The following is a 25,430-nucleotide window of genomic DNA, read 5'->3' on the forward strand; positions in this document are numbered from 1 at the left end:
ACGATCTTAGAAGGGTCCGGTCAGCTCGCCCAGCTTGTCGGTCAGCTGAAGGTTCGCCGAGTAGTCGACCGGCACCGCGATCACCGACACCACGTCGTCGGCCAGCGCCTTGCGCAGCGTCGGCAGCAGCTCGCCGGCGCTGCTGATCCGGTAGCCGCGGGCGCCGAAGCTCTCGGCGTACTTCACGAAGTCGGGGTTGCCGAAGGCCACGTTGGAGTCGCGGCCCAGCTCCAGGTCCATCTTCCACTCGATCAGCCCGTACGCGCCGTCCTCCCACACCAGCACCACGAACGGGATGCGCTCGCGCACGGCGGTCTCCAGCTCCTGGGAGTTCATCAGGAACGCGCCGTCGCCGGTCGCCGCCAGCACCTTGCGCCGGGGGCAGGCGAGCTTGGCGGCCAGCGCGCCCGGCACCGCGAACCCCATCGACGACAGCCCGTTCGAGACGATCATCGTGTTCGGCTCGTACGCCGGGTACATGCGGGCCATCCACATCTTCACCGCGCCCGTGTCGGCCAGCACGATGTCCTCGCGCCCCATGGCCTCGCGGATGTCGGCGACCACGCGGCGCGGCGACAGCGGGAACCCGTGCTCCTCGCGGCCCTGCTCCAGCTCCTCGCGCAGCATGCGGCGGATCTTCTCGCCGGTGCCGTTCATGGTGAACCGGCGGTGCACGGCGTCGCCGAGCGCGTGCAGCGAGCGGGAGATGTCGCCGTGCACGCCGACCGCCACCGGGTAGTGGTCGTCCACCTCGGCGGGGAACCGGTGCACGTGGATGATCTTCTTGTCGCGGTTCGGGTTGATCTTGACCGGGTCGAACTCCTGCAGCTCGTAGCCGACCGTGATGAGCACGTCGGCCTCGTCGAAGCCGAAGTTCACGTAGTCGTGCCGCATGAACCCGACCGCGCCGAGCGCGTGCCGGTGGTCGTCGGGGAAGACGCCCTTGCCGTTGAACGTGGTCGCCACCGGCAGCCCCAGCTTCTCCGAGAAGCGCACGAGCGCGTCGGATGCGCCCGCCCGGGTGGCGCCGTGGCCGGCCAGCACGATCGGGCGGCGCGCGGTGGCCAGCACCTCGGCGGCGCGGGCGACCTGGGCGGCGGAGGGGTCCTGCGGGCGTACGACGTTGAGCGGCAGCGGCGCGAGGTCGCCGGGCGCGGGCGCGGACTCGACATCCTCGGGGATGGCCAGGTAGACGGCGCCGGGCCGCTCGGTCTGCGCGGTCTTGAACGCCTTGCGGATCAGCTCGGGCAGCGCCTGCACCGAGGGGGCCAGCTCCGACCACTTCGTGATCGGCTTGAACAGCGACACCAGGTCCACCACCTGGTGGGTCTCCTTATAGATGCGGTCGAGGCCGACCTGCGCGGTGATCGCCACCACCGGGGTGCTGTTGGTCGTGGCGTCGGCCACGCCGAGCTGCAGGTTGATCGCTCCGGGGCCGAGCGTGGCCGAGGCGACCCCGGCCTTGCCGGTCAGCCTGCCGTAGAGCTCCGCCATGAACGCCGCGCCCTGCTCGTGGCGGACGAGGATGTAGCGGATGGAGGAGTCTTTGAGCGCGTCGACGAAGTGGATGTTCTCCTCGCCCGGGATGCCGAAGACGTACTCGACGCCCTCCGCCTCCAGGGCCTGCACGATGAGCTGGGCCGCCGTCTTCTGCGTGGCCTGCGCTGACATGCGAAACGCCTTCTTTCACCTGTGACTGCATCCGTCACAGCACGCGCGCCCCGCCGTTCATTCCAGCCCCTGTGACCAGCGGTCATGGCATTGAGGATGCCTGGATGCCGCACGCGGCGGGCGAGCACTGTGGAGCCATGACGACTCAGACTGAAACGACTCGCCCCGGGACGCGCCGCCTCGGCCGTACCGGTCCTGCCGTCACCTCGCCGGGGCTCGGCTGCATGGGCCTGTCCGGCGCGTACGGACCCATGGACGAGCGCGAAGGCGTACGTGTGGTGCACGCCTACCTCGACGCCGGCGGCACCCTGCTCGACACCGGCGACTTCTACGGCTCGGGGCACAACGAGCTGCTCATCCGGCGCGCGCTCGACGAGCGCGACCGCGACGGCGTCGTGCTGTCGGTCAAGTTCGGGGCCCTGGTCGGCCCGGACGGCGCGATGACCGGGTTCGACGGCCGCCCGGCCGTCGTGGGCAACTTCCTCGCCTACACGCTGCGCCGCCTCGGCACCGACCACGTGGACATCTATCGCCCGGCCCGGCTCGACCCGTCGGTGCCCATCGAGGAGACGGTGGGTGCGATCGCCGAGTGGGTGGAGAAGGGGTACGTGCGCCACATCGGGCTCAGCGAGGTCGGTGCCGAGACCATCCGCAGGGCCGCCGCCGTCGCGCCGATCTCCGACGTGCAGATCGAGTACTCGCTGTTCAGCCGGGGCGTCGAGGACGAGATCCTGCCGGTCTGCCGCGAGCTCGGCATCGGCGTCACCGCGTACGGCGCGCTGTCGCGCGGCCTGATCGGCGGCAGCGGGACCGCCTCCGGCGGCCGCGCGGCCTACCCCCGCTTCCAGGGGGAGAACCTCGAACACAACACCGCGCTCGCCGACCGCCTGAAGGAGCCGGCCGCGGCCAGGGGAGTCTCGGTGGCGCAGCTCGCCATCGCCTGGGTCGCCGCGCAGGGCGAGGACATCGTGCCCATCGTCGGCTCCCGCACCCTGGAGCAGGTCGGCACCATGATCGACGCCGGCGGGCTCGCGCTCACCGCCGAGGAGCTGGCCGAGATCGAGGCCGTCATCCCGCGCGACGCCGCCAGGGGCGACCGTTACCCCGTGCACCTCATGGCGAGCCTGGACAGCGAGCGCCGCTGACCTCCCCCAGCCCGCAAAGCGGCCACCCCGGGTGAGAGGGGGGTGGCCGCCGCTTTCGGGCGGAAAAGTCGCTCGCGGTCGCGCCGGCCTCTCGGATACGATCGCGGGACCGTTCCGGCGGCTGGGGCCCAGGTGACGGGTGTTCGGTCGCCTTCGACCGAAAGTGGGTGTTCTGCGTGGCGTCCCGGATCAGCGAGCTGGTGCTCGCCTGCCGCGACCCTGAGCTGCTGGCGCGGTTCTGGTGCGAGGTGCTGGACTACGTCGAGCTCGACCGCGAAGAGGACGGCTCCATAGAGATCGGGCCGCGCGAGGGGTTCGGCGGGCCGCAGCCGACGATCGTGCTCAGCCCCGAGGACGACGTGCCCGACGCGGGCCTCTTCCGGCTGCACATCGACATCAACGCCACCGACCGCGATCAGGACGCCGAGCTCGAACGCCTGCTCAAGCTCGGCGCCCGCCACGCCGACGTGGGCCAGACGGGCGAGGAGCCCTGGCACGTGCTCGCCGACCCGGAGGGTAACGTGTTCTGCCTGCTCAGGAGGCGTCTCGACCCGCTGTGACGCGGTGCCGGTGCCGGCGCTGGTACGAGTACGCGACCGCGAACGTCAGCGGCCCCCACGCCAGCAGCGGCAGGTAGCAGGCGATGAGGAGTGCGTGCCCGGCACCCGACAGGAACGGGAAACCCGAGCCGAGCTGCAGGATCACCGCGAGCACCGCGTACCCGCAGAGCAGCACGATCAGCGCCGCCCCGGTGTAGGCGGCGGCGAGCACGAGGCGCGGCCGCATGCGCCGCCCGCCCACCAGCGGCAGCCAGCGGGGCGGGACCTCGCCCAGGGCTTGACGAGCCCGATCGTCAGCAGCGCGGCCAGCTCACTGACGACGCTGAGGCCGACGATGTAGGCGACCTCTCCTGGGGGCAGGTCGCGCACCTCGGGCGGCACGTCGGCGACGTATCCGATGGGCAGCCCGGCCACGAGCGCGACGCGCCACAGTCCCGACGGCAGAGTGACGAGGGCGACGGCGTGCGCGGCGCGCACCGCCCAGCGTGGCGGCGGCGCGGGCGCCTGCCGGGCCGCCATGGAGGACGCCGGGGAAGGCGCCGTGGAAGGCGCCGGGGAAGACGCCCTGGAAAACATGCTCATGCCGGCAGTCTCGTCGCCAGAAGGGGAGCGCCGCCTCCCCCGTCAGAGGGAGGGGGGCCGCCCCGGCGGGGGAGATCGCCTCCCACGGCGGAGAGACCGCCCGCTCACCCGTCGGCCAGGATGCCGGCGACCGCCTGCACGCTGTCGGCGCTGCCCACCACGACGACCACGTCGCCGGCGGCCAGCACGAAGTCGGGGGCAGGGCTGGCGACGATCTGCGCGCCGCGCACAATGGCCACGATCGAGGCGCCCGTACGCGTGCGCACCTGCGCGTCGCCCATCGGCCGCCCCGCGTAGGGCGAGTTCGCGGGGATGGGCAGCTTCTCGCTGACCAGCCCCTCCACTTCGCGGTGCAGCTCGTTGAGCCGCCGGATGATGCGCGGCGCGCCCAGCAGCTCGGCCAGCGCGTCGGCCTCGTCGTCGTTGAGCGTGACGGTCTCGCACGCCTGGTCGGGATCGTGCGGATCGTAGATCACCAGATCGCGGCGGCCGGTGCGGTGCGACACGACGGCGACACGCCGCCCGGAGCGCGTCGTGAACTCGTGTCGCAGTCCTATCCCTGGCAGCCCTGTTTGTTCGATCTCCACCGGTCACCTCACGTCCGTCTTGCACCGCTCGACCGGGGGATCACTCCGGCGGACCTCGCCGTCGTCCCCCTATCGATCCTTTACGAGGATGACAGGATCCCGTAAGTGGACGGCAGGTGCGACTTCCGGGCTTTCTCCCTCTTTTCCGGGTACGGGAAGCCCCGCGACCATCGACATGTGCATCCACCGGCCGCGCCGTACCCCCACTGGCCCGGTGGGCCCAGGAAGATAAAGAGACCGTCCCTGCCACACGGAGGAGTCCGTCCATTCAGCTTTATCAACGTGCGATGAGAAATGATCGCCGCATGACCGCTTCACCGATGCCACGTGGGGGTTCACGATGAGTCTGCAGCAGTTGTACGGCGTTTTACTGGCCGGTGGACTGGTTTTGCTCGCGAGCATCGCCGCGGCGCGCACCGCGAGCCGGCTCGGCCTGCCCGGCCTGCTGCTGTTCCTCGCCCTGGGCGTGCTGCTCGGTGAGGACGTCCTGGGCATCGATTTCGACGACGCCCAGCTCGCGCAGACCCTCGGCACGTCGGCGCTGGGCATCATCCTGGTCGAAGGTGGTTTGAGCACCCGGTGGGCCGACATCAAGCGGCTGATGGTGCCCGCCGGGCTGCTGGCCACGCTCGGTGTGGCGGTCAGCGTGACGATCACCGCCGCTGGAGCGCATTTCCTGCTGGGCTTGAACTGGCAACTGTCCTTGCTGCTCGGCGCGATCGTGTCATCGACGGACGCCGCCGCCGTGTTCTCCGTGCTGCGCGCGCTGCCGCTGCCGCGCCGCGTGGCCGGAATGGTGGAGGCGGAGTCGGGATTCAACGACGCGCCGACCGTCATCTTGGTGCTGGTGTTCTCGACGGTGTTCACCGACCTGCCCAGCCCCGTGGAGATCGTCTCGCAGATCACGTTCGAGCTGGCGGTCGGCGCGGCGATCGGTCTCGCCTGCGGCTGGGCGGGCACGCTCGCCCTGCGGTACGTCGCACTGCCCGCCACCGGCCTGTACCCGCTGGCCACCGTCGGCCTCGGCATCATCGCGTTCGCCGCGGCCGGGGCCCTGCACGCCTCCGGCTTCATCGCCGCCTACCTGGCCGGCCTCGTCCTCGGCAACGCCGAGCTGCCGCACCGCGCCGCCACCCGGTCGTTCGCCGACGGCATCGGCTGGCTGGCGCAGATCGGCCTGTTCGTCATGCTCGGCCTGCTCGTCACCCCGCACGAGCTGCCCAGCGCGCTGCTGCCCGCCGTCGTCATCGGGCTGGTGCTGCTGCTGATCGCCAGGCCGGCGTCCGTCGCGGCCTGCCTGACCTGGTTCCGTACGGGCTGGCGGCACCAGGCGTTCATCGCCTGGGCGGGCCTGCGCGGCGCGGTGCCGATCGTGCTGGCCACCTACCCGATCGTGGCCGAGGTGCCCGGCAGCAAGCACCTGCTGAACATCGTGTTCGTCCTGGTCGTCCTCTACACCCTCGTACAGGGCCCGACGCTGCCGCTGGTCGCCAGGCTGCTCAAGGTCACCCAGCCGCACCAGGCCAGGGAGGTCGAGATCGAGGCCGCGCCGCTCGACGTCCTCGCGGCCGAGCTGCTCACGCTCACCGTCCCGCCCGGCTCGAAGCTGCACGGCGTGGAGATCTTCGAGCTGCGGCTGCCCAAGCCGTCCATCGTCACCCTCGTCATCCGCGGCGGCGACACCCTCGTACCCGAGCCCGACACCATCCTGCGTGAGGGCGACGAGGTGCTCATCGTCACCACGCCCGCCACCCGTGCCGAGGTCGAACGGCGGCTGCGCGCCGTCGGCAGGGGCGGCCGCCTGGCCCACTGGCACGGCGAGGACGGCGAGCCCGACAACGGCCACGCCGCCGCCGCGCCGCAGGAACAGCGCCGGGAGCCCGCGGCCACGCCCGCCTCCGGCCGCCGCCGGGCCGGGCTGCGCTGGCGCACGAGGTTGACCGGTGGCCGGCAGCGCCACGTCCGGCCCATCGCGCCCCCGCAGCAGGAGCCGCCGGTCGAGCCCGGCGACGACCTGGTGCCCGGCACGGAGTCGGAGTCGGACCGCGCCGTCACCTGACGCCGTAGCGCCCTCGCGCCGCCCACCCGCTCACACGGCGGGCGCGAGGGCGCGCCGGTCCCGGGGATGGCCGGCGGTCGGAGCCGGCGCTCACACGGCGGGCGCGAGGGCGCGCCCGTCACCGCGCCTGCGGAGGCCGTCGCCCGCGCCCGCGGAGGCCGTCACCGCGCCTGGCGGAGGTCGTCGCCCGCGCCCGCGAAGCCCGGTGGGCGCGGGACTTCTGGCGCGGTTTCGATGACATTTCCGGGCCGGACCATTACGGTGTCGTGCTGTGCTGGACACGCCGTGTGACCCCCGGAGAAACTTCATGCGCTTCGCAGCAGCGATTCTCAGTTTTCTGCTCGCCGCCACCCTCCTACCGGCGAGCCAGGCGGCGGCCGCCACGTCACTGCCCGGCGGCAAGTCCACGTTCGTCGTCTCGCAAGGCCACCTGAAGGCCTCGTCGCAGCAGAACTGGGTACGGCTGGGCAACTACAGCTTCGCCAAGAACGGCACCGTGAGCGCCGGCTTCTACCTGTGGTGGCAGCGCCAGCCCAAGGCCAGGCAGAGCACCGGGACGAAGCCGGACGCGAGCTGCACCACCACGGCCGGGGGCAAGGCCACCAAGGTGCGCGCCTGCCAGGTGCTCACCGCGGGCGGCTTCACCGGCGGTCCGTCCGAGCGGCGCACCGGGACGTACACGGTGTCGGGCAACGTGCTCACGATCACGTGGAAGATCGCCCAGACCTGGACCGAGCAGTGGTACGTCCGCACCTCGCCCGACGGCAAGCTGGCCCGCCTCGACCTCAAGCGGAGCACGCTCGCCACGCACGGCTACGGCTACGGCAGCAACGCCTCCTACGCCACCCGCCGCGCGATGAGCTCGGTGAAGGCGTTTCCCGGCGGGCTCAGGCAGGACCTGACGAGCTGGGCGGGCGGCAAGCTGGTGCCGTCGGCCAACCAGCCGTTCGGCCTCTCCTCGTTCCGTCAGTGCTCCGGCACCACCTCGTGCCTGACGTACCTGCAGCCCTCGTCCAACAGCGCCTGCCAGAAGGAGGGCGGCTGCCCGAGGTACGGCGGCGGGACGAAGGCCAACATCAGCTCCATCCAGTACTACCTGACCATGGTCGGCAAGGGTGACCGCCGCGACACCCTGTGGCACTGGTGCACCTGCCTGGCGATGGAGCGCAAGCAGTTCTGCTACAACGGAAACTCCCACGTCAAGCCGCTTCTGCAGATCATCGACGACTCGGGTGCGTTCCGTGGCTGGGTCGGTGCGGAGGCGTCGTTCTCGACGGACGGCTCCCGCGCCAAGGACATGCTGGCCGTGTTCCGCATCTCCGACTTCCGCTGAGCGCCGGGCCGCCGCTCAGGCTGACCGGATGACGTACCTGTTGCTGGTCTGCGGGGACGAGGAGTCCTACCAGGCGATGCTGGCCGGCCCCGGCTTCCTGCCCGACGGCAGGCGTGGGCCGACGCGCGCGGCGACGGGCTCATCGCGAGCGGCGGCCTCGAACCGCCCGCCGACGCCACCACGGTGCGGGTGCGCGGCGGCGAGGTGCTGATGACCGACGGCCCCTTCGACGAGCCCAAGGAAGTCGTGGCCGGCTGGCCCGCGGGCGGAGTGCCGCCCGCCCCCGGCGCGTGGCTGGCCATGACCGCCCGCGACAAGGCGATCGACCGGCTGCGCCGGGCCTCGGTGGGCGCGGCCAAGCTGCGCGAGCCGGCCGTACTCCATGAAACCGCCGAGCCGCCCGCCTCGCACGAGGGCGCCGTCGAGGACGACCGCTCCGGCTGATCTTCACGTCTTGCCATCCCCGCCTGCCGTCGAGCCGAGGGCCGCGCTCACCCTGCGCACGCTGGCGGGGCTCACCACGGCCGTGCTCGGCGTGCTCTACCTGCTCTTCTCCGAGGGGTACGCGGCGGGCGCGGGCGACGAGCCGATCCGGCGGGCGCTGACGGACGAGGCCATCCGGCTGGGGCGGCTGCTCGTCCGGCTGCTGCCCGGCGAGCCCGAGGCCGGTGGGCTGCTGGCGCTGATGCTTCTGCACGACGCCCGGCGCGCGGCCCGGACGGCGCGAGCTGGTGCCGCTGGAGGAGCAGGACCGCTCCCTGTGGGACCGCGAGCAGATCGACGAGGGCGTGGCGCTGCTCGACGACGTGCTGCGGCGGGGCGGGGCGGGGCCGTACCGGATCCAGGCGGCCATCGCCGCCTGCCACGCCACCGCGCCCTCCTTCGAAGAGACGCCGTGGCGGGAGATCGCCGCCCTGTACGCCAGGCTCGAACGCTTCGTCCCCTCCGACGTCGTCCGGCTCGACGACGACCGGCGGGGGCGCGGCGGCAGCGGCGACACCCCGCCCTACGCGGTGGAGCGCGAGATCGAGGACCTCGCCGCGGTCGTCGAGGCGGCCGGGGGAGCGGCGGCGGTGTTCGGCAACTCGTCGGGGGCGGTGCTGGCGCCGCGCGCCGCCGCGGCGGGCCTGCCGATCACCCGGCTCGCGCTCTGGGAGCCGCCGCTCCAGCTCGACGCCGGCGCGCCGGACCGGGCCCGCGCCTACGCGGCCGAGCTTTCCGCCTGCCTGGAGGAGGGGCGGCGGCTCGGGCGCGGGTGTGCGGACCCGCTGGGTCGCGGCTCAGGTCACCTGCACCGGGTGGGCGACGATCGCGTCGAACAGGTAACCCATCGTGTTGAACCGCGTGGTGACCGGTTGCACGGCGCCGGTCTCGTCGGTGGCGCGGGCCAGCAGCTCCGTGCGGCCGGGACGCGGGTCGGGCCAGGTGATCTGCCAGCGCGTCCAGGGGCCGCGGCGGCCGCCGTCGAGCAGCCGGGCGTCCCGCCAGCGGGTCCCGCCGTCGGTGCTCACCTCGACGCGGGTGATCCGACCGCGCCCCGACCACGACCTGCCGCGCAGCCGGTACGGCCGTCCCGCCGGGATGCTCGCCTCCCAGCCCAGCTCGAACGCGCTCTTGGTGACCTGCCGGGTGAGCGGCGCGCTGCCCTCGTCCGGGTAGCCGGGCCCGAAGAAGCGGTAGTAGATCGTGTTCCACGGTGATAGGAGCGGCTCGGTGGACACCTCGATGTCGCCCACCCACTTGATCGAGGCGATGCCGACCCACCCCGGCACCACCACCCGCACGGGGAAGCCGTGGTCGGGCGGCAGCGGCTCGCCGTTCATCTCGTACGCCAGCAGCACGTCGTCGAGCGCCTTGCCGATCGGCAGCGGCCGGCGCACGCGGCCGAGGTCCTGCCCGTCGCTGACATAGTTGGCGTCCAGCCCCGACGGCATGACGTCCACCGCGTTCTTCGACAGCCCGGCGCGGCGCAGCACCGCGCCCAGCGGCACGCCGCGCCAGCGCGCCACCCCGATCGCGCCGAGCCGCCACTGCGTGCCCGACGCCTGCTCGCCCTGCTGGGTGGCGAAGAACGAGCGGCCGTTGCCCGCGCACTCGATGGCCGCGTCCACCGTCACCGACGGCATCGCGCGCAGCTGCGCGTAGCTGAACTCCTGCGGGCGGGGCACTCCTGAGCCGTGCACGCGCAGCCGCCAGGTGGCCGCGTCGATCAGCGGCGTGGCGGTGTGGTTGCGGACGAAGAACCGCTCGTTGGGCACGTGGTAACCGATGTCGCGCAGCGCCTCCCAGCGGGTCTCGGCGTTCGACCCGTGCTCGATGAACACCTCGGGCGGCAGCGGCTTGACGATCGGGCCCGCCGCGCGCCTGACGGCCTCGGCCGCTCCCTGCGCTGTGGCCCCCGCCGTGCCCGCGAGCGGCCCGCTCAGCACCGCGGCCCCGCCCAAGGCGGGAAGCGCGCGGAGCACGGCGCGCCTGCCCGGCAGGTCCTCTCGTCCGGCGTTTCGATACGGCATGCGACCACCTCTCACATTCCGGCTATACCTATCAGTAGACAGGGAAATGGGAGAGGTCAAGAACACGCGTGATCGTGGTCCGGGGTTCTCGAAAGGGCCCTGGCGGGTGGGCCGCTGACGAGAGAGCGATCGAGAACCCATGTCCTCGTGCTCCGGGGCGAGGGGGACCGGAGCGGTCGCGGTCAGGGGTTGTGGAAGGTGACCTCCGGGTTGGCGCGGGTGGGGCCGTCCAGGATCGGGCGCTTCCTGCCCTGAAGGTGCCGGTCGAAGAACGCGCCCACGTACGAGGTGGTGATCTCGCCCGACCGCTTGCCGGACAGCGGCGCCGCAGGGTCGGTCATCCCGGCCTGGCCGCCCAGCACGGGCAGGTCGATGAACGTGAAGTGGCCCGAATCCTTGACGGTCAGCCAGCGCTTCCAGCCGTCCAGCCGCCGCCAGTCACGTGGCCAGCTCGTGTCGGCCGAGCCGGGGGAGTGCCCTGACTTCGTGCCGAGCATGAGGAACGGCCGGCCGCCGAGCCCCTTCGCGGGGACGGGCGCGAAGAACGTGCCGTCCATGTTCACTCCGGCGCGCACCCGGCGGTCGGCGGCCATGAGCGCGGCGGCGGCGTTCCCGCCGATCGAGTGACCGGCCGCGCCGATCCGCTTCTGGTCGATCATCGCGGCGCGCCGCCACCCCGTGACGCGGGTGACGCGGTCGATGACGAACGACAGGTCGGCCGCCCGTCCGGTGGCGACCTTGGCCATCAGCCGCTTGCTCTCCTCGTCGGACGGCGCCTTCTCGACCGCCTCGCACGCGGCGCAGGTCAGCGTACGGCCGCCGGGGAACCTCGTGCCGTACGACTCGTAGGCGTGGTCCACCAGGGCGACCACGTTCCCGCGCGAGGCCAGCTCCTCGGCGAGCATGGTCAGCGTGGCCCGGTTGAGGGTGAAGCCCGGCGACAGCACCACCAGGGGATACCGGCCCGAGACCGGGCGGGCGCCCTCGCGCGCGTTCGTGCGCACCCCCGCGACCTGCTCCGGTTTGACGCGGGTGTCGAGCTTCTGGGCCTTGAGCAGCGCCGCCGCCTCGGCGGTCGTCATGTACGCGGTCGGGCGGCCGCCGGAGCGCGCCGGATAGTACATCGAGACCATCAGCTCGCGAGGGGTGGCGGACGGCGCCCAGGGATCGCGGCGGCCGGTGTCCACCATGTGCAGGACGTCCCGCCCGACCTTGTACGCGCCGGTCGGCCGCGGGATCGCGAACTTCACATCGGCGGTGCGGGCGGCGGCTTCGGCGGGAAGGGCCGCGGCCGTGAGGGGGAGGCCGAGGGCGAGCATGAGAGCGGTGGTTCTGATCATGGGGAACACCTTAGGGAGCGGCCCATGGCCTCCGGCATGATCCAAAGACAGGAACGGACCCTGACTTTGGTCAGGGTCTGAGGCGTTCGGCCACCTCCAGCCAGTACGTCACCTCGGAGGCGGAGAAGTGGCGGATCGCCCAGTCCACCAGGCGCAGGCTCATGTGGGCCCAGCAGCGCAGCGCCACCGTCTCCGGCACGTCCACGTGCAGCCCGGGCGCCCGGTGCGCGAGGTCGAAGCGGAGCGTGAACAGGTCGAAGGCGGCCTCGCCGCGACGGGCGCCGTCCCAGTCGATCACGCCGGTGATGGCGCCGTCCGCGTCCACCAGCACGTTGCCGGCGTGGAAGTCGGTGTGCACGAGGTCGTCGCCGTCGAGCGCGTCATCGGGGAACGCCCTGCCGACCTCCTCGATCTGGTCGAGCAGGCGGCGGGTGCGGGCGTCGTAGCCGCGGTCCGGCGTCCCCCGTGGCAGTGACCTCGATCACAGCTGTCACAGCCGGACGGGGTGCCCCGTCTTAGAGGGCATGGAACGAACGAGTGTATTGATCACCGGTGCGAACAAGGGACTGGGTTTCGAGACGGCCAGGCGGCTCGGCGCGATGGACTGGACCGTCTTCCTCGGCTCCCGCGACGAGGGGCGGGGCCGCGCGGCCGTCGGGAAACTGGCCGCCGACGGCATCGAGGCGATCTTGGTCCCCCTGGACGTGACCTCGGACGCGTCGGTGTCGGCGGCGGTCCGGCTGGTCCGCGAGCACACCGACCGCCTCGACGTGCTGGTCAACAACGCGGGCGCGCCCGGCAGGGTGCTGCCGCCCGCGCAGGCCACGGCCGAGGAGCTGCACGCCGTCTACGACACCAACGTGTACGGCCCGGTCCGGGTCACGCACGCCTTCCTGCCGCTGCTGGAGGCGTCCGCCAACCCGCGCGTGGTGATGGTGAGCAGCGCCGGCGGCTCCTTCTCCGTCGTGACCGACCCGGAGCAGCCGGTATCGGCGATGCACGAGCTGGCGTACTCCTCGTCCAAGGCCGCGCTCAACATGCTCACCGTCCGGTACGCGCAGGCGCTCCCGCACGTGAAGTTCAACGCGGTCACCCCCGGCGAGGTCGCCAACCACGCGTTCACCGCCACCGACATGAACCACCACACCGGCACGCTCACCGTCACCCAGGGCAGCGACCCGATCGTCCACCTCGCCACCCTCGACGCGGACGGCCCGAGCGGCGTCTTCATCGACCGCCTGGGACCGGTCGGCTGGTGAGCGCCGGATACCCTGCCGGACATCGCACGAAAGGGCCCGACATGGACGATGACGACGACGACGCCTACCGGCCGCTGTTGTTCTCCATCGCGTACGGGATGACCGGGTCCGTCGGCGACGCCGAGGACATCGTGCAGGACGCCTACCTCGGACTCACCCGCGCCCGGCAGAAGGGCACCACGATCGCCGAGCCGAAGGCGTACCTGACGACGGCCGTGACCCGGCTCGGCATCGACCACCTGCGCTCGGCGCGGGTGCGAAGGGAGACGTACGTGGGGGAGTGGCTGCCCGAGCCGGTCGTCATGCCGGGCATCGGGCCGGGCGGCGAGGACATCACCGGGCCCGCCGAGCACGCCGAGCTGGCCGACTCGCTGTCGATGGCCTTCCTCGTGCTGCTGGAGTCGCTGTCGCCGGTGGAGCGCGCGGTGTTCATGCTGCGCGAGGTCTTCGGGTACGGCTACCGCGACGTGGCCCGCATCACCGGCAAGACCGAGGCGAACTGCCGGCAGATCTTCGCCCGCGCCCGGCAGCGGATCGCGGCGGGATCGCGGGGCTCCGGCGGGCCGCCCGGCCCGATGCGGCGGGCGGAGAGCGCGGAGCTGGCCCGCCGGTTCTTCGAGGCGGCGGCAGGAGGCGACCTGGACGCGCTGCTCGGCATGCTGGCGCCCGACGTGGTGCTGCACGGCGACGGCGGCGGCAAGGCGCGGGCGCTCACGATGGCGGCGAACGATCCCGTGCGGGTCGCGCGGCTGCTGCTCGGCGGCCTGCGCCGGGTCAGGGCGTACGGCGTCACGCTCCGGCTCGCCTGGGTCAACGGCAGCCCGGGAGCGGTCCTGCGCGACGCCGACGGGCGGGTGGCGAGCGTGGTCGAGCTGTCGATCGCCGACGGCGTGGTGCAGGCGGTGCACGCGGTCGCCAACCCCGACAAGCTCCGCCACCTCGGCCCGGTCTCCGACATCGGCCTCCTGCCGGGAAAGTGACTCAGCGGTGACGGGTGGCCGGGGCCGTCCAAAGGCCGGTGAGGGCGTCGATGAGGCTGGTGGCGGCATCGTCCCAGGTGGCGCGGCTGAGCGGCGCGCCCTCGTTCAGCGCCCGCTCCCGCTCGGCCAGCGCGTGCACCAGCAGCAGCCGGCTCATGTCGGAGCGGTCGCGGCGCGTCTCCTCCGACAGGCCGGGCAGCAGCCGGAACATGCCCGCGAGGCTCGCCTGCATGGACGGCGTGGCCACCGACTCGTCGATGACGATCTGCCGCATCGCGGGCACCGTGTTGATCTGCGCGATGCACTGGGCCCGCACGCTCGGCACGCCCAGCGCCTCCAGATGGTCGGTGGCGGGGCGGACCAGGCAGGAGATCCAGTCGCGCAGCTCCTCGGACTCGCCGATCTCGGCCAGCAGCCGCAGCCGCCGCCGCTCCATGTCGTAGGTGTAGCGGCGGACGATCGCCCGCACCAGCCCGGCCTTCGACCCGAAGTGGTAGCCGACGGCGAAGTTGTTGGCCTGCCCGGCGGCCTCGCTGATCTGCCGGGCGGACACCTCGCCGACGCCGCGCTCGGCGAACAGCCGCTCGGCCGTGTCGAGCAGCGCCTCGCGCGTGTCCTTGGCCCGTACGCCCCGACGCTCGGGCGCGGGCCCGTCCGATGTCACCATCTCACCGGCACCATCTCCAGCCCGCCGGCGACCAGCACGCCGGCGACCAGCCCGTCGCGGCGGCGCAGCCCGGCCGCCGCAACGGCCAGGCCGAGACCGGGCAGCCGGGCGAGCAGCACCTTCAGCACTTTCAGCACCGTCTGCAGCTCGGTGCGGGCCCGCGCCTGGCCGAGGCAGGAGTGCGGGCCGGCGCCGAAGGCCACGTGGGGGTTGGGCGAGCGGTCGAGCCGCATCTCGCCGGCGCCGTCGAACCGCCGCTCGTCGCGGTTGGCGCGCCTGCGGCCGGACAGCAGCATCGCCATCATGGTCCCGATGTTATTGGCGGACGTCTCGTGCCCGGCCCCCAACAGCCCCCTGGCCGTGCTGCCGCCAGGCGCCGTGCGCGTGCCGCTCCGGGCGTCCGTACGCGCCGCATGACGGCGATGTGTGGGGCGGACGCGTGAGATGCTGCTTTTGTGACCACGACTGAGCAGGCCGAACCAGCCCCGCGCCGCCGGCGGGGCCGTCCCGGTTATGACCAGTCCGCGATCCTGCGTGCCGCCGTCGAGTTGTTCAACCGCCGCGGCTACGACGCCACCAGCATGGGCGACCTGGCCAAGGAACTCGGGCTGACCAAGGCGGCCATCTACCACCACGTCACCAGCAAGGAGCAGCTGCTCGGCCAGGCGCTCGACGACGCGCTCGACGAGCTGACCGCCGTGGTGACCGAGGCGTCCCGCGATCAGGCCGGGGGCAGCGCGTACGAGCGGCTGCGCGGCGTGGTGCGGCGCAGCGTCGAAGTGCTGGTGGCGCACCAGCCGTCGGTCACGCTGCTGCTGCGCGTACGCGGGAACAGCGAGGTCGAGCTGGCCGCGCTCGAACGGCGGCGCTGGCTCGACGACCGGCTGGCCGCGCTGGTGGCCGACGCGGTCGCCGAGGGCGCGCTGCGCGACGACGTGCCGCCCGCGCTGGTGAGCCGCCTGCTGTTCGGCATGGTCAACTCGCTGGCCGAGTGGTACCGCCCCGACGGTGCCTACGACCAGGCGATGGTGGCCGCCGCCATCACCTCCATCGCCTTCGACGGCCTGGCCAGGCACGAGACCTGACCGTCACGGACGGCACGGCCTGGCGCGACACCCGCCGGCCGCAAGTGGCGGGTCGGATGCGAGCGGCGGGGTCGAGCTGAAGCGGCGGCCGGGTGCGAGCGGCAAGGCGGCCGGGTGCGAGCGGCAAGATCGAGCGGAAGCGGCGGGGCCGGGTCCAGGCGGCCGGGCCGGGCGCGAGCACCCGGACCCGGCGCGCGTCACCAGGTGTAGAAGCCCTGCCCGGTCTTGCGTCCGAGGTGGCCGGCGGCGACCAGGTCGCGCAGGATCCGCGGCGGCTCGAAGCGCGGGCCCAGCTCGCGGGCCAGGTGTTCGGCGATGGCCAGGCGCACGTCCAGGCCCACGATGTCGGTGGTGCGCAGCGGCCCCACCGGGTGCCGGTAGCCGAGCGTCATCGCGGTGTCGATGTCGGCCGCGCTCGCCACGCCCTCTTCGAGCATGCGCATGGCCTCCAGCGCCAGGGCCACGCCGAGCCGGCTGCTGGCGAAGCCCGGCGAGTCGGTCACGGTGATGGGCGTCTTGCCGAGCGCCGTCACCCACCCCTGCGCGCGGGTCACCAGATCGGGGTCGGTGTCCGGTGCGGTCACGATCTCGACGAGGTCGCTGACCGGGACGGGGTTGAAGAAGTGCAGGCCGAGGAAGCGTTCGGGCGCGGACAGCGCGGTGGCGAGCCCGGCGACGGACAGGCTGCTGGTGTTGGTGGCGAGCACCGCGCCCGGCGCCCGCTTCTCGGCGGCGGACAGCACCTCCGCCTTCAGCGCCGCGTCCTCGGGCACGGCCTCGACGATCAGCTCGCAGCCCGCCAGGCCGGCCGGGTCGGTGGTGGTGCGCAGCCGGCCGAGCACGGCCTCCTGCGGCTCGCCGAGCGTGCCCTTCGCGGCGGCCTTGGCCAGGCTGCCGGCCACGCGCTCGCGGGCGGCGGCGGCCGTCTCGTCGGCGCTCTCCACGACGACGACGGAGCAGCCGGCGAGGAGGAAGGCGTGCGCGATGCCCGCGCCCATGCGTCCTCCGCCGTAGACGCCGACGCTGCCGGGCAGGGCGGCGGTGTCCGTGCTCAGCCGGTCATCATGCCGGTCATCAGCGGTCATGAGAGCGTCCTTTCCGCTCGCGGCGCTCCAGGAACGCCGTCATCCGCGCGTGCTTCTCCTCGGTCTCGAACAGCACCGCCTGCGCCACGTCGTCCACGAACGGGTGCGCCTGGCGCGGCGCGTGGAAGACCGCCTTCATCAGCCGGGTCGCGAGCGGCGCCTGCGCGGCGATCCGGTCGGCCAGCCGGTGCCCGGCCGCCAGCAGGTCGTCCTGCTCGACCACCTCGTTGAGCAGCCGCACCTCCCGCGCCTCCGCGGCCGACAGCACGCGCCCGGCGAGCAGGATCTCCTTGGCCAGCGGCTCGCCCACCAGCTCGGCCAGCCGCCAGGCGGCCCCGGCGGCGGCGAGGATGCCGAGCCCGGTCTCCGGGTTGCCGATCTTGGTGCGCTCGGTGCCGATGCGGAAGTCACAGGCGTAGGCGAGCTCGGCGCCGCCGCCCAGCGCGTACCCGTCGAGCAGCGCGATGGTCGGCATCGGCAGCCGGTGGATCCGATCGAAGATCTTCGAGTTGATGCCGCGCAGCGCGTCCTCGCGGCCCCGTTCACGCAGCTCGGCGATGTCCGCGCCGGCCGCGAACGTGCCGCCCTCGCCGGCCAGCAGGACGATCTTCGGCTCCGCCTCGACCGCCGCGCACGCCTCGTGCAGCGCGGCGACCAGCTCGCGGTCGATAGCGTTGCGCCGCTCGGGCCGGTTGAGCCGCCACACCACCCGGTCCGCGCCCTCCTCGACGAGGAGGCTCGGCCCGCTCACGATCGTCCCCGGCGGCGGGCGGGCACAGGCACAGGCAGGGCGAAGGAGATAGCTGACACGTGGGCTCCCGTGAGATCAGGCGTCGTAGTCGATGGTGACCTGTTCGCTCACCGGGTACGTCTGGCAGGTCAGCACGAACCCGGCGGCCAGCTCGGACGGCTCCAGCGCGTAGTTGCGCCGCATGTCCACCTCGCCCGAGCGCACGACGGCCCGGCACGTGCCGCACACGCCGCCCTTGCACGCGAACGGCAGGTCCGCCCGGCTCGCCTGGGCGCCCTCCAGCAGCGTCGTCTCCCGGGAGACCGTCGAGGTGGTGCGCAGCCCGTCGAGCACGGTCGTCAGCTCCGTGGTCGCGCCCGGCGGGACGGAGTCGTCCCTGCGCGGCGGAGGCGGCGGCGCGTCGGCGTAGAACAGCTCGACGTGCACCCGCTCGGCCGGGACGCCCAGCTCGGCGAGCACCGGCCGGGCCTCATCGATCATCTGCAGCGGCCCGCACAGCCACACGTGGTCGAACACCTCGACGGGCACCAGGCGGGTGAGCAGGCGGCGCAGCCGGTCGCCGTCCAGCCGTCCCGACAGCAGCTCCACGTCGCGCGGCTCGCGGGAGAGCGCGTGCACGATCTGCAGGCGGGGGCCGTAGCGGTTCTTCAGGTCGCCCAGCTCCTCGGCGAACATCACCGTGCGGCTGGTGCGGTTGCCGTACACGAGGGAGACCTGGGCGCGGGGGTGGGTGAGCACGGTCGAGGCGATCGACAGCAGCGGCGTGATGCCCGAGCCGGCCGCCACGCACAGGTGGCGCTCGCCGCTGTCCGGGTCGGCCTGCCAGGAGCCGGTGGGCGGCTGCACCTCGATGACGGTGCCCGGACGTACCTCGTGGACCAGCCAGGAGGAGAACAGGCCGCCGGGGATCTCCCGCACGCCGATGCGCGGCGCGGCGCCCACCGGGGCGCAGATCGAGTACGAGCGGCGCTCCTCGCGTCCGTCGATGACGCGGCGCAGCGTGAGTGACTGGCCGGCCTTGAACGCGTACGCCTCCCGCAGCTCGGGCGGCACCTCGAACGTGATCGCGACGGCGTCGTCGCACAGCCGGTCCACCGCCGACACGGCCAGCGGGTGGAAGACGGCGGCCCTGGACGGCGCGGTCCCGAGCATGGTCATCGTCAGATCTCCTTGACGTGCTCGAACGGTTCGAGGCAGGCGGCGCAGCGGTAGAGGGCCTTGCAGGCGGTCGCGCCGAACTCGGAGGTGAGCCGGGTGTCCGCCGAGCCGCAGCGCGGGCAGGGTGGCGCGGCCCGCTTCGGGCCCAGCGTGAGCAGCACGGGACCGCTCCGCCGGGGCGCGGGACCCGGTGGTGACAGCCCGGCGGCGCGCAGGGCGGCCCTGCCGCGTTCGGAGATCCAGTCGCTGGACCACGGCGGGTCGAGCACGACGCGCACCTCCACGCGCTCGAACCCGGCCTCCCTGAGCCGGTGCACGAGGTCGTCGCGCATGGTCTTCATGGCGGGGCAGCCGGTGTACGTCGGCGTGATCGAGGCGACGACCACCTCGGCGCCCTCGGCATCGCGCGTCACCTCCACGCCGCGCAGCACGCCGAGGTCGGCGAGCGTGAGCATCGGCATCTCGGGATCGCGCACCCGCCCGGCCACCTCGGCGGCCTCGGCGGCCCGCCGCGCGGCCTCCTTCCGCGCCTGAACGGTCGCCGGGGCCTCGTGCTCCTGCGCTTGAACGGTCGCCCGGCCCGCGCGCTCCTGCGCTTGAACGGTCGCCCGGTCCTCGCGCTCCTGCGCCTGGACGCCGGCGCGGGCCTCGCGGGCGCTCACCAGCGCCCCATCGGGTGTGCTCGGGCGACGACCTGCATCTCGGCGAGCAGCCTGCTCAGCGCCTCGGTGTGCATGCCGTCCCTTCCGGTACGCCCGCCGACCCCGGCCAGCGGCGCCCGCTCGGGACGTTCGACGCCGCTCACGGCGAGCACCTGGTCGACGACCGCGTCCACCTCACCGGCCACGGACGCCGGATCCACGCCCACCCCCGCGCCCGCCATCGACCGTTCGAGCGGATGGGAGGCGACCAGCTCGGCCCGCAGCGGCCACAGCGCGTCGAGCGCGGCGAGCAGCCTGCGGTGCGACTCCTCGGTGCCGCGCGCCAGCGTCAGGAACCAGCGCCCGGCCCAGTCGCGGTGGTAGGCGAGCTCCTTGACGCCCTTGCCGGCGACGGCCGCGAGCACCTGGTCACGGCTGGCGCGCAGCCGTTCGAACACCGCGAGCCGGGCCGCCGAGAACAGCAGCAGCCGCACCACCACGTGCGCGAAGTCGCCGTTCGGCACCTCGGCGAGCCGCACGTTGCGGAACTCGCGGTCGTCGCGGAAGAACGCGAGCCGGTCCTCCGGCGGCACCGGCGAACCGTCCGGCAGCACGGGCACCACGGACGGGTCGGCCGCCGCCGCCCGCGCCAGCAGCAGCCGCGCCTGCCCGAGCAGGTCGAGCGCCATGTTCGCGAGCGCGATGTCCTCTTCCAGGTCGGGCGCGCGGCTGCACCACTCCGACAGCCGCTGCGACATGATCAGCGAGTCGTCGCCGAGCATGAGGCAGTACGCCGCCAGCCCGGCCGGGTCCACCCCGTCGGGCGTGGTGGTGTCGATCCCGGCCAGCGGGTCCTCGAAGTCGGTGCCGAAGGCCCACTGCCCGGAGTCGCCGCTCTCCAGCAGGCCGTCGAAGATGCTGCCGTGTTCCTCGTTCATCAGTGATCCCATCAGATGTGCGGGACGTCAGCCGGGATCTCGTAGAACGTCGGATGCCGGTAGACCTTGTCACCGCTGGGCGCGAAGAGCGGGTCCTTCTCGTCGGGACTCGACGCGGTGATGGCGTCGGCGCGTACGACCCAGATGCTGACGCCCTCGTTGCGGCGCGTGTAGACGTCGCGGGCGTGCCGCAGCGCCATCTGGTCGTCGGGGGCGTGCAGCGAGCCGACATGCACGTGGTTGAGCCCGCGCTTGCCGCGCACGAACACCTCGTACAGCGGCCATTCCCGGCGGTCGGCGGTCATCGCGCGGCCTCCTCTCGCGAGCGCTCGGCGAACGCCATGGCGGCCTCGCGTACCCAGGCGCCCTCCTCGTGCGCGGCCCTGCGGTGGGCCATGCGCTGGGCGTTGCACGGCCCGTCGCCGCGCAGCACGGCGGCGAACTCGTCCCAGTCGGGCTCGCCGAAGTCGTAGTGCCCGCGCTCCTCGTTCCAGCGCAGCTCGGGGTCGGGCAGCGTCACGCCGAGCGCCTCGGCCTGCGGGACCGTCATGTCCACGAACTTCTGGCGCAGCTCGTCGTTGGAGTTGCGCTTGATGCCCCAGGCCATCGAACGCGCGCTGTTGGGCGAGCGGTCGTCCGGCGGGCCGAACATCATCAGCGACGGCCACCAGAACCGGTTCACCGACTCCTGCACCATGGCGCGCTGCTCGTCGGTGCCGCGCATCATCGTCATCAGCAGCTCGTACCCCTGCCGCTGGTGGAACGACTCCTCCTTGCAGATGCGGATCATCGCGCGGCCGTACGGGCCGTAGGAGGTGCGGCACAGCGGCACCTGGTTGCAGATCGCGGCGCCGTCCACCAGCCAGCCGATGGTGCCGACATCGGCGTACGACAGCGTCGGATAGTTGAAGATCGACGAGTACTTCTGCTTGCCGGCGAGCAGCAGCTCGGTCAGCTCGGCCCGGGAGACGCCCAAGGTTTCGCACGCGGAGTACAGATAGAGCCCGTGACCCGCCTCGTCCTGCACCTTGGCGAGCAGGATCGCCTTACGGCGCAGCGAGGGGGCGCGGCTGATCCAGTTGCCCTCCGGCTGCATGCCGATGATCTCGGAGTGCGCGTGCTGGGCGATCTGGCGGATGAGCGTCTTGCGGTAGGCGTCGGGCATCCAGTCGCGCGGCTCGATGCGGTCGTTACGGGCGATGGTCGCGTCGAACCCGGCCTGCAGCCGGGCCTCGAGGTCCGGCTCCGCTGGAGTGGTCGTCATCTTTCCTCCGACACCTCGGGCTCATTTACTTATCGCTCGGTCAGTAATAAGGTCGCACATAGAGGGGCGCCCGCGCAAGGTCGCGCCAGGCGAGAGGAGACAGTGTGAGCACGCTGCTGGAGAGCTATGCCGCCGGACGGTGGTTCTGCGCGGCCGACGAGGGAGAGCCGCTGCTCGACGCGGCCACGGGCGAGGAGGTCGCGCGCATCTCCAGCCGCGGCCTCGACGTCGCCGCGATGGTCAGATACGCCAAGGAGACCGGCGGTCCCGCCGTGCGCTCGCTCACCTTCCACGAGCGGGCCGCCCTGCTCAAGGAGCTCGCCAAGCACCTGCTGGAGCGGAAGGAGGAGCTGTACGCCCTGTCCGTGCGCACCGGCGCCACCTCCCGCGACACCGCCATCGACGTGGACGGCGGCATCGGCACCCTGTTCAGCTACTCGAGCAAGGGCGTGCGCGAGCTGCCGAACGACACCGTCTACCTGGACGGCGGCCTGGAACGCCTCGGCAAGGGCGGCACGTTCGCCGGCCAGCACATCTACACCTCCAGGCCGGGCGTGGCCGTGCAGATCAACGCCTTCAACTTCCCCGTCTGGGGCATGCTGGAGAAGCTCGCCCCGGCCTTCCTCGCCGGCCTGCCCACGATCGTCAAGCCCGCGAGCCAGACCGCCTACCTCGCCGAACGGGCCGTCCGCCTCATCATCGACTCCGGCATCCTGCCCGAAGGCTCGCTCCAGCTCCTCGCCGGCAGCGCGGGCGGGCTGCTCGACGAGCTGACCGTGCAGGACTCCGTGGCCTTCACCGGCTCCGCCCACACCGCGGGCATCCTGCGCCGCCACCCCAACGTGCTGGACGGCGGCGTCGTGCTCGGCGTCGAGGCCGACTCGCTCAACTGCTCGATCCTCGGCCCCGACGTACGCGCCGACGACCCCGAGTTCGACCTGTTCATCAAGGGCGTCGTCACCGAGATGACGGTCAAGGCCGGGCAGAAGTGCACCGCCATCCGCCGCGTGCTGGTGCCCTCGTCCATGGCCGCGCAGGTCGAGGAGGCGCTGGCCGCCCGCCTGGCCAAGGTGACCGTCGGCGACCCGCGCAACCCCGACGTGCGCATGGGCGCGCTGGCCGGTCTCGCCCAGCGCGAGGAGGTGCGCAAGGCCGTCGAGGCCCTGCGGGCGAGCGCCGACGTGGTGTTCGGCGACCCCGCGGGCGGGCCGCTGCTGGACGGCGACGCCACGCGCGGCGCGTTCATGACCCCGCTCGTGCTGCGGGCCAGGCCGGGCGCCACCGAGCCGCACGACGTCGAGCCGTTCGGCCCGGTCAGCACCGTGCTCACCTACGACGGGCTGGACGAGGCCGTCGCCCTGGCCGCCAAGGGGCGCGGCAGCCTCGTCGCCTCCGTCGCCACCCACGACCCCGAGGTCGCGAGGTCCGTGGTGCTCGGGCTCGCGCCCTGGCACGGCCGCGTCCTGGTGCTCGACCGCGACGACGCCAAGGAGTCCACCGGGCACGGCTCGCCGCTGCCCACCCTCGTGCACGGCGGCCCCGGCAGGGCCGGCGGCGGTGAGGAGCTGGGCGGCATCCGCGGCGTGCTGCACCACATGCAGCGCACCGCCGTCCAGGCCTCGCCCGACCTGCTCACCGCCGTCACCGGACGCTGGACGACCGGCGCCGCCCGCCGCGAGAGCGACGTGCACCCCTTCCGCAAGTCGCTGGCCGAGCTGCGCATCGGCGACACCATCGCCTCCGAGCCGCGCACGGTCACGCCGGCGGACATCGAGCACTTCGCCGAGTTCACCGGCGACACCTTCTACGCGCACACCGACCCCGAGGCGGCCGCGCGCAACCCGCTGTTCGGCGGCATCGTCGCGCACGGCTACCTGGTCGTCTCGCTGGCCGCCGGGCTCTTCGTCGACCCGGCGCCCGGCCCGGTGCTGGCCAACTTCGGCGTGGACTCGCTGCGCTTCCTCACCCCGGTCAAGGCGGGCGACAGCATCGCCGTCACCCTCACCGTCAAGCAGATCACCCCGCGCCGCAGCGCCGACTACGGCGAGGTGCGCTGGGACGCCGTGGTGACCAACCAGGAGGGGCAGCCGGTCGCCACGTACGACGTGCTCACCCTGGTCGCCAAGACCTGGGACGGTGACCGCTCGTGAGCGGCGCCGCCGTACTCGTCGAACGCGACGGCGCCGTGGCGGCCGTCACGCTGAACCGGCCCGAGCGCCGCAACGCGCTCGACGCCAAGACCAAACTGGAGCTGCGCCACGCCCTCGAAGAGATCGCCGCCGACGCCTCCGTACGCGCGGTGCTGCTGTCCGGCGCGGGCGGGGCCTTCTGCGCCGGCCAGGACCTGGCCGAGCACGCGGCGGCGCTGCGCGACGACCCCGGGCACGCCTTCGACACCGTCGAGGAGGACTACGCCCCGATCGTGCGGCTGCTCGCCACCATGGCCAAGCCGGTGGTCGCGGCCGTCGGCGGCACCTGCGTGGGCGCGGGGCTGGCCCTGGCGCTGGCCTGCGACCTGCGGGTGTTCGCCGAGAACGCGGTGCTCGGCACGGCGTTCTGCTCGATCGGGCTGACCTGCGACTCCGGCCTGTCGGCCACGCTCACCCGCTCGGTCGGCGAGTCGCGGGCCAGGGAGCTCGTGCTGCTCGCCGAGACGTTCACGCCGCGGCAGGCCGTGGAGTGGGGGATCGCGGGCCGCGTGGTGCCGCCGGAGGAGCTGGCGACGACGGCGCGCGAGCTGGCCGGACGGCTCGCGGCCGGGCCCACCGCCGCCTACGCCGAGTCCAAGCGGCTCATCGCCGACGCCTGGGGACGCGACCTCGGCGCGACGCTCGCCGCCGAGGCGCGCGCCCAGGCCCGCCTGGGGCGTACGGCCGACCACGCCGCCGCCGTCGAAGCGTTCCTGAACAAGCGCAGGCCCGCCTTCGAGGGCCGCTGAGAGGCCCGTGTTCAAGTGACGGCCGCACGTGACGGCCGCGCGCAACGGCGTCCGTGATGGCTTCGCGCAACGGCGTCACGTGACGGCCTCGCGTGACGACCTCAGATGACGGCCACGCGTGACGGCCCGATCGACGGCCACCGCCGCCCGCCCGCCGCTCCGGCGGGCAGGCACCCGCAGACCTTCGGCAAGGAGTGAGGGCATGGAGAGCCACCCGCCCACGGCACCCGGCGCGGCGGGCGTACAAGGCGGTGATGAATGGCCGGAACGCGCCGCCGCCACGCTCGACGACGTCGATCGCGCCATCATCGCCGAGCTGCGGCGCGACGGCCGCATGTCGGTGCGCACCCTCGCCGAGCACGTGCACATCTCCCGGGCCAGCGCGTACGCCCGGCTGACCCGGCTCATGGAGGACGGCGTGATCACCGGCTTCACCGCCGAGATCTCGCCGGCCAAGGCGGGCCTCGGCACCAGCGCGTACGTGTCGATCACCATCGAGCAGAACTCCTGGCGGCAGGTGTCGGCGCGGCTGCGCGAGACCCCCTACGTCGAGCACTTCGCCATGGTCGGCGGCGACTACGACGTGCTGGCGCTGGTCAGGACGCCGGACAACGCGGCGCTGCGGCACGTCGTGCTCGAACGCATCCAGGACATTCCGGGCGTGCGGGCCACGCGGACGTGGCTGGTGTTCGACGAGGCCCGCGGCCAGGGCGCACACTGGGGCCGCCCCCGCGCCTGACCGCGTCCTCGCGTCCGATCACGTTTTCGCGTCCGACCGTGCTTTCGCGCTCGACCGCGCCCCCGCGTCCGATCACGTCCTCGCCTGGAGCGCTCGCTTGCGGCTGGCTTTGCGCGTACGCCTGGTCGTGCTTCG

The 25,430-nt window shown here is 73.0% G+C and carries 26 protein-coding genes and 2 pseudogenes; 12 read left to right on the plus strand and 16 right to left on the minus strand.

Annotated elements, in window-relative coordinates:
- Nucleotides 1-6 precede the first annotated feature (6 nt).
- Entirely contained in the window at nt 7-1,671 is a 1,665-nt protein-coding gene (locus WBK31_RS10300; RefSeq protein ID WP_378789942.1) for an acetolactate synthase large subunit, read from the minus strand.
- Nucleotides 1,672-1,808: 137 nt separating this feature from the next.
- Between WBK31_RS10300 and WBK31_RS10305 the strand changes: the two genes are divergently transcribed.
- Nucleotides 1,809-2,816 carry an aldo/keto reductase gene (locus tag WBK31_RS10305; protein WP_406674703.1) on the plus strand — a complete coding sequence of 336 codons (1,008 nt, stop codon included), beginning with the start codon at nt 1,809-1,811 and terminating at the stop codon, nt 2,814-2,816.
- A 176-nt stretch (nt 2,817-2,992) separates the two neighbouring features.
- Complete coding sequence (locus tag WBK31_RS10310; RefSeq protein WP_364064896.1) at nt 2,993-3,376, plus strand: VOC family protein; 384 nt, start codon at nt 2,993-2,995, stop codon at nt 3,374-3,376.
- Here WBK31_RS10310 and WBK31_RS10315 read toward each other — a convergent pair.
- From WBK31_RS10315 to WBK31_RS10325, 3 genes are all read right to left on the minus strand, one after another.
- Complete coding sequence (locus WBK31_RS10315) at nt 3,351-3,602, minus strand: hypothetical protein (RefSeq protein ID WP_406674704.1); 252 nt, start codon at nt 3,600-3,602, stop codon at nt 3,351-3,353. The two genes, WBK31_RS10310 and WBK31_RS10315, sit on opposite strands and share 26 nt — an antisense overlap.
- A complete protein-coding gene (locus WBK31_RS10320; RefSeq protein WP_406674705.1) occupies nt 3,554-3,895 on the minus strand; it encodes a hypothetical protein in 342 nt (113 codons plus the stop codon). The genes WBK31_RS10315 and WBK31_RS10320 overlap by 49 nt, the downstream gene beginning before the upstream one ends.
- 167 nt (nt 3,896-4,062) lie before the next feature.
- The gene (locus WBK31_RS10325) at nt 4,063-4,464 is read right to left on the minus strand and encodes a TrkA C-terminal domain-containing protein (RefSeq protein WP_364064891.1); all 402 of its coding nucleotides are present in this window, start codon (nt 4,462-4,464) and stop codon (nt 4,063-4,065) included.
- A gap of 421 nt (nt 4,465-4,885) precedes the next feature.
- Between WBK31_RS10325 and WBK31_RS10330 the strand changes: the two genes are divergently transcribed.
- From WBK31_RS10330 to WBK31_RS10345, 4 genes and pseudogenes are all read left to right on the plus strand, one after another.
- On the plus strand, nt 4,886-6,604 hold the full coding sequence (locus WBK31_RS10330) for a potassium/proton antiporter (RefSeq protein WP_364064888.1): 1,719 nt from the start codon (nt 4,886-4,888) through the stop codon (nt 6,602-6,604).
- Between the two features lie 307 nt (nt 6,605-6,911).
- Entirely contained in the window at nt 6,912-7,937 is a 1,026-nt protein-coding gene (locus WBK31_RS10335; RefSeq protein WP_364064885.1) for a hypothetical protein, read from the plus strand.
- Between the two features lie 189 nt (nt 7,938-8,126).
- The gene (locus WBK31_RS10340) at nt 8,127-8,381 is read left to right on the plus strand and encodes a hypothetical protein (protein WP_406674706.1); all 255 of its coding nucleotides are present in this window, start codon (nt 8,127-8,129) and stop codon (nt 8,379-8,381) included.
- Nucleotides 8,320-8,731, plus strand: a pseudogene (locus WBK31_RS10345) (DUF6596 domain-containing protein); the annotation flags it as partial. The gene WBK31_RS10340 and the pseudogene WBK31_RS10345, both read left to right, overlap by 62 nt.
- 486 nt (nt 8,732-9,217) lie before the next feature.
- On the opposite strand, the gene WBK31_RS10350 reads toward WBK31_RS10345, so the two are convergent.
- The 3 genes from WBK31_RS10350 to WBK31_RS10360 form a co-directional block, all read right to left on the minus strand.
- Nucleotides 9,218-10,450, minus strand: a complete 1,233-nt coding sequence (locus WBK31_RS10350) for a sulfite oxidase (protein ID WP_364064880.1) — start codon at nt 10,448-10,450, stop codon at nt 9,218-9,220.
- Nucleotides 10,451-10,632: 182 nt separating this feature from the next.
- Nucleotides 10,633-11,790: an alpha/beta hydrolase family protein gene (locus WBK31_RS10355; RefSeq protein ID WP_406674707.1), complete on the minus strand. Its 1,158-nt coding sequence runs from the start codon at nt 11,788-11,790 to the stop codon at nt 10,633-10,635.
- Nucleotides 11,791-11,860: 70 nt separating this feature from the next.
- Entirely contained in the window at nt 11,861-12,262 is a 402-nt protein-coding gene (locus WBK31_RS10360; protein WP_406675471.1) for a phosphotransferase, read from the minus strand.
- Between the two features lie 52 nt (nt 12,263-12,314).
- Between WBK31_RS10360 and WBK31_RS10365 the strand changes: the two genes are divergently transcribed.
- Both WBK31_RS10365 and sigJ read left to right on the plus strand, forming a co-directional pair.
- Complete coding sequence (locus tag WBK31_RS10365; protein WP_364064874.1) at nt 12,315-13,049, plus strand: SDR family oxidoreductase; 735 nt, start codon at nt 12,315-12,317, stop codon at nt 13,047-13,049.
- A 41-nt stretch (nt 13,050-13,090) separates the two neighbouring features.
- Nucleotides 13,091-14,029: an RNA polymerase sigma factor SigJ gene (gene sigJ / locus WBK31_RS10370; RefSeq protein WP_364064871.1), complete on the plus strand. Its 939-nt coding sequence runs from the start codon at nt 13,091-13,093 to the stop codon at nt 14,027-14,029.
- A 1-nt stretch (nt 14,030) separates the two neighbouring features.
- Here sigJ and WBK31_RS10375 read toward each other — a convergent pair whose 3' ends face one another.
- Nucleotides 14,031-14,696, minus strand: a complete 666-nt coding sequence (locus WBK31_RS10375; protein WP_364064870.1) for a helix-turn-helix domain-containing protein — start codon at nt 14,694-14,696, stop codon at nt 14,031-14,033.
- Nucleotides 14,690-15,058: pseudogene (locus WBK31_RS10380) on the minus strand (cytochrome P450); the annotation flags it as partial. The pseudogene WBK31_RS10380 and the gene WBK31_RS10375, both read right to left, overlap by 7 nt.
- 93 nt (nt 15,059-15,151) lie before the next feature.
- Here WBK31_RS10380 and WBK31_RS10385 point away from each other — a divergent pair.
- A complete protein-coding gene (locus WBK31_RS10385) occupies nt 15,152-15,781 on the plus strand; it encodes a TetR/AcrR family transcriptional regulator (protein ID WP_364064868.1) in 630 nt (209 codons plus the stop codon).
- A gap of 197 nt (nt 15,782-15,978) precedes the next feature.
- On the opposite strand, the gene WBK31_RS10390 is transcribed toward WBK31_RS10385, so the two are convergent.
- The 7 genes from WBK31_RS10390 to paaA form a co-directional block, all read right to left on the minus strand.
- Entirely contained in the window at nt 15,979-16,866 is an 888-nt protein-coding gene (locus tag WBK31_RS10390) for a 3-hydroxyacyl-CoA dehydrogenase family protein (RefSeq protein WP_378789927.1), read from the minus strand.
- Nucleotides 16,856-17,617 (minus strand): enoyl-CoA hydratase/isomerase family protein, encoded by a 762-nt coding sequence (locus tag WBK31_RS10395; protein WP_364064863.1) that lies wholly within the window; start codon nt 17,615-17,617, stop codon nt 16,856-16,858. Before WBK31_RS10395 ends, WBK31_RS10390 begins: the two co-directional genes overlap by 11 nt.
- 75 nt (nt 17,618-17,692) lie before the next feature.
- Nucleotides 17,693-18,781: a 1,2-phenylacetyl-CoA epoxidase subunit PaaE gene (gene paaE, locus WBK31_RS10400; RefSeq protein WP_406675472.1), complete on the minus strand. Its 1,089-nt coding sequence runs from the start codon at nt 18,779-18,781 to the stop codon at nt 17,693-17,695.
- A complete protein-coding gene (gene paaD / locus WBK31_RS10405) occupies nt 18,778-19,263 on the minus strand; it encodes a 1,2-phenylacetyl-CoA epoxidase subunit PaaD (protein ID WP_406675473.1) in 486 nt (161 codons plus the stop codon). The genes paaE and paaD overlap by 4 nt, the downstream gene beginning before the upstream one ends.
- 170 nt (nt 19,264-19,433) lie before the next feature.
- Nucleotides 19,434-20,354 carry a 1,2-phenylacetyl-CoA epoxidase subunit PaaC gene (gene paaC, locus WBK31_RS10410; RefSeq protein ID WP_406674708.1) on the minus strand — a complete coding sequence of 307 codons (921 nt, stop codon included), beginning with the start codon at nt 20,352-20,354 and terminating at the stop codon, nt 19,434-19,436.
- 11 nt (nt 20,355-20,365) lie between these two features.
- Nucleotides 20,366-20,659 (minus strand): 1,2-phenylacetyl-CoA epoxidase subunit PaaB, encoded by a 294-nt coding sequence (gene paaB / locus WBK31_RS10415; RefSeq protein ID WP_364064855.1) that lies wholly within the window; start codon nt 20,657-20,659, stop codon nt 20,366-20,368.
- Complete coding sequence (gene paaA / locus WBK31_RS10420; protein ID WP_364064853.1) at nt 20,656-21,618, minus strand: 1,2-phenylacetyl-CoA epoxidase subunit PaaA; 963 nt, start codon at nt 21,616-21,618, stop codon at nt 20,656-20,658. The genes paaB and paaA overlap by 4 nt, the downstream gene beginning before the upstream one ends.
- Before the next feature lie 104 nt (nt 21,619-21,722).
- On the opposite strand from paaA, the gene paaZ reads away from it, so the two are divergent.
- The 3 genes from paaZ (at nt 21,723) to WBK31_RS10435 (ending at nt 25,295) form a co-directional block, all read left to right on the plus strand.
- Nucleotides 21,723-23,768: a phenylacetic acid degradation bifunctional protein PaaZ gene (gene paaZ, locus WBK31_RS10425; protein ID WP_406674709.1), complete on the plus strand. Its 2,046-nt coding sequence runs from the start codon at nt 21,723-21,725 to the stop codon at nt 23,766-23,768.
- Nucleotides 23,765-24,556: an enoyl-CoA hydratase-related protein gene (locus WBK31_RS10430; protein ID WP_364064848.1), complete on the plus strand. Its 792-nt coding sequence runs from the start codon at nt 23,765-23,767 to the stop codon at nt 24,554-24,556. The genes paaZ and WBK31_RS10430 overlap by 4 nt, the downstream gene beginning before the upstream one ends.
- Nucleotides 24,557-24,758: 202 nt before the next feature.
- Nucleotides 24,759-25,295, plus strand: a complete 537-nt coding sequence (locus WBK31_RS10435) for an Lrp/AsnC family transcriptional regulator (protein ID WP_364064846.1) — start codon at nt 24,759-24,761, stop codon at nt 25,293-25,295.
- The last annotated feature ends 135 nt before the right edge of the window (nt 25,296-25,430 follow it).

The organism is Nonomuraea sp. N2-4H (assembly GCF_045291505.1).
Taxonomy (GTDB): domain Bacteria; phylum Actinomycetota; class Actinomycetes; order Streptosporangiales; family Streptosporangiaceae; genus Nonomuraea; species Nonomuraea fastidiosa.

Bases quoted from the DNA above. Each gene is read 5' to 3' on its own strand.
- WBK31_RS10300 (WP_378789942.1), bottom strand. From the start codon at position 1,671: ATGTCAGCGCAGGCCACGCAGAAGACGGCGGCCCAGCTCATCGTGCAG.
- WBK31_RS10305 (WP_406674703.1), top strand. From the start codon at position 1,809: ATGACGACTCAGACTGAAACGACTCGCCCCGGGACGCGCCGCCTCGGC.
- WBK31_RS10315 (WP_406674704.1), bottom strand. From the start codon at position 3,602: ATGCGGCCGCGCCTCGTGCTCGCCGCCGCCTACACCGGGGCGGCGCTG.
- WBK31_RS10320 (WP_406674705.1), bottom strand. From the start codon at position 3,895: ATGGCGGCCCGGCAGGCGCCCGCGCCGCCGCCACGCTGGGCGGTGCGC.
- WBK31_RS10330 (WP_364064888.1), top strand. From the start codon at position 4,886: ATGAGTCTGCAGCAGTTGTACGGCGTTTTACTGGCCGGTGGACTGGTT.
- WBK31_RS10335 (WP_364064885.1), top strand. From the start codon at position 6,912: ATGCGCTTCGCAGCAGCGATTCTCAGTTTTCTGCTCGCCGCCACCCTC.
- WBK31_RS10350 (WP_364064880.1), bottom strand. From the start codon at position 10,450: ATGCCGTATCGAAACGCCGGACGAGAGGACCTGCCGGGCAGGCGCGCC.
- WBK31_RS10355 (WP_406674707.1), bottom strand. From the start codon at position 11,790: ATGATCAGAACCACCGCTCTCATGCTCGCCCTCGGCCTCCCCCTCACG.
- WBK31_RS10365 (WP_364064874.1), top strand. From the start codon at position 12,315: ATGGAACGAACGAGTGTATTGATCACCGGTGCGAACAAGGGACTGGGT.
- sigJ (WP_364064871.1), top strand. From the start codon at position 13,091: ATGGACGATGACGACGACGACGCCTACCGGCCGCTGTTGTTCTCCATC.
- WBK31_RS10375 (WP_364064870.1), bottom strand. From the start codon at position 14,696: ATGGTGACATCGGACGGGCCCGCGCCCGAGCGTCGGGGCGTACGGGCC.
- WBK31_RS10390 (WP_378789927.1), bottom strand. From the start codon at position 16,866: ATGACCGCTGATGACCGGCATGATGACCGGCTGAGCACGGACACCGCC.
- paaC (WP_406674708.1), bottom strand. From the start codon at position 20,354: ATGAACGAGGAACACGGCAGCATCTTCGACGGCCTGCTGGAGAGCGGC.
- paaB (WP_364064855.1), bottom strand. From the start codon at position 20,659: ATGACCGCCGACCGCCGGGAATGGCCGCTGTACGAGGTGTTCGTGCGC.
- paaA (WP_364064853.1), bottom strand. From the start codon at position 21,618: ATGACGACCACTCCAGCGGAGCCGGACCTCGAGGCCCGGCTGCAGGCC.
- WBK31_RS10435 (WP_364064846.1), top strand. From the start codon at position 24,759: ATGGAGAGCCACCCGCCCACGGCACCCGGCGCGGCGGGCGTACAAGGC.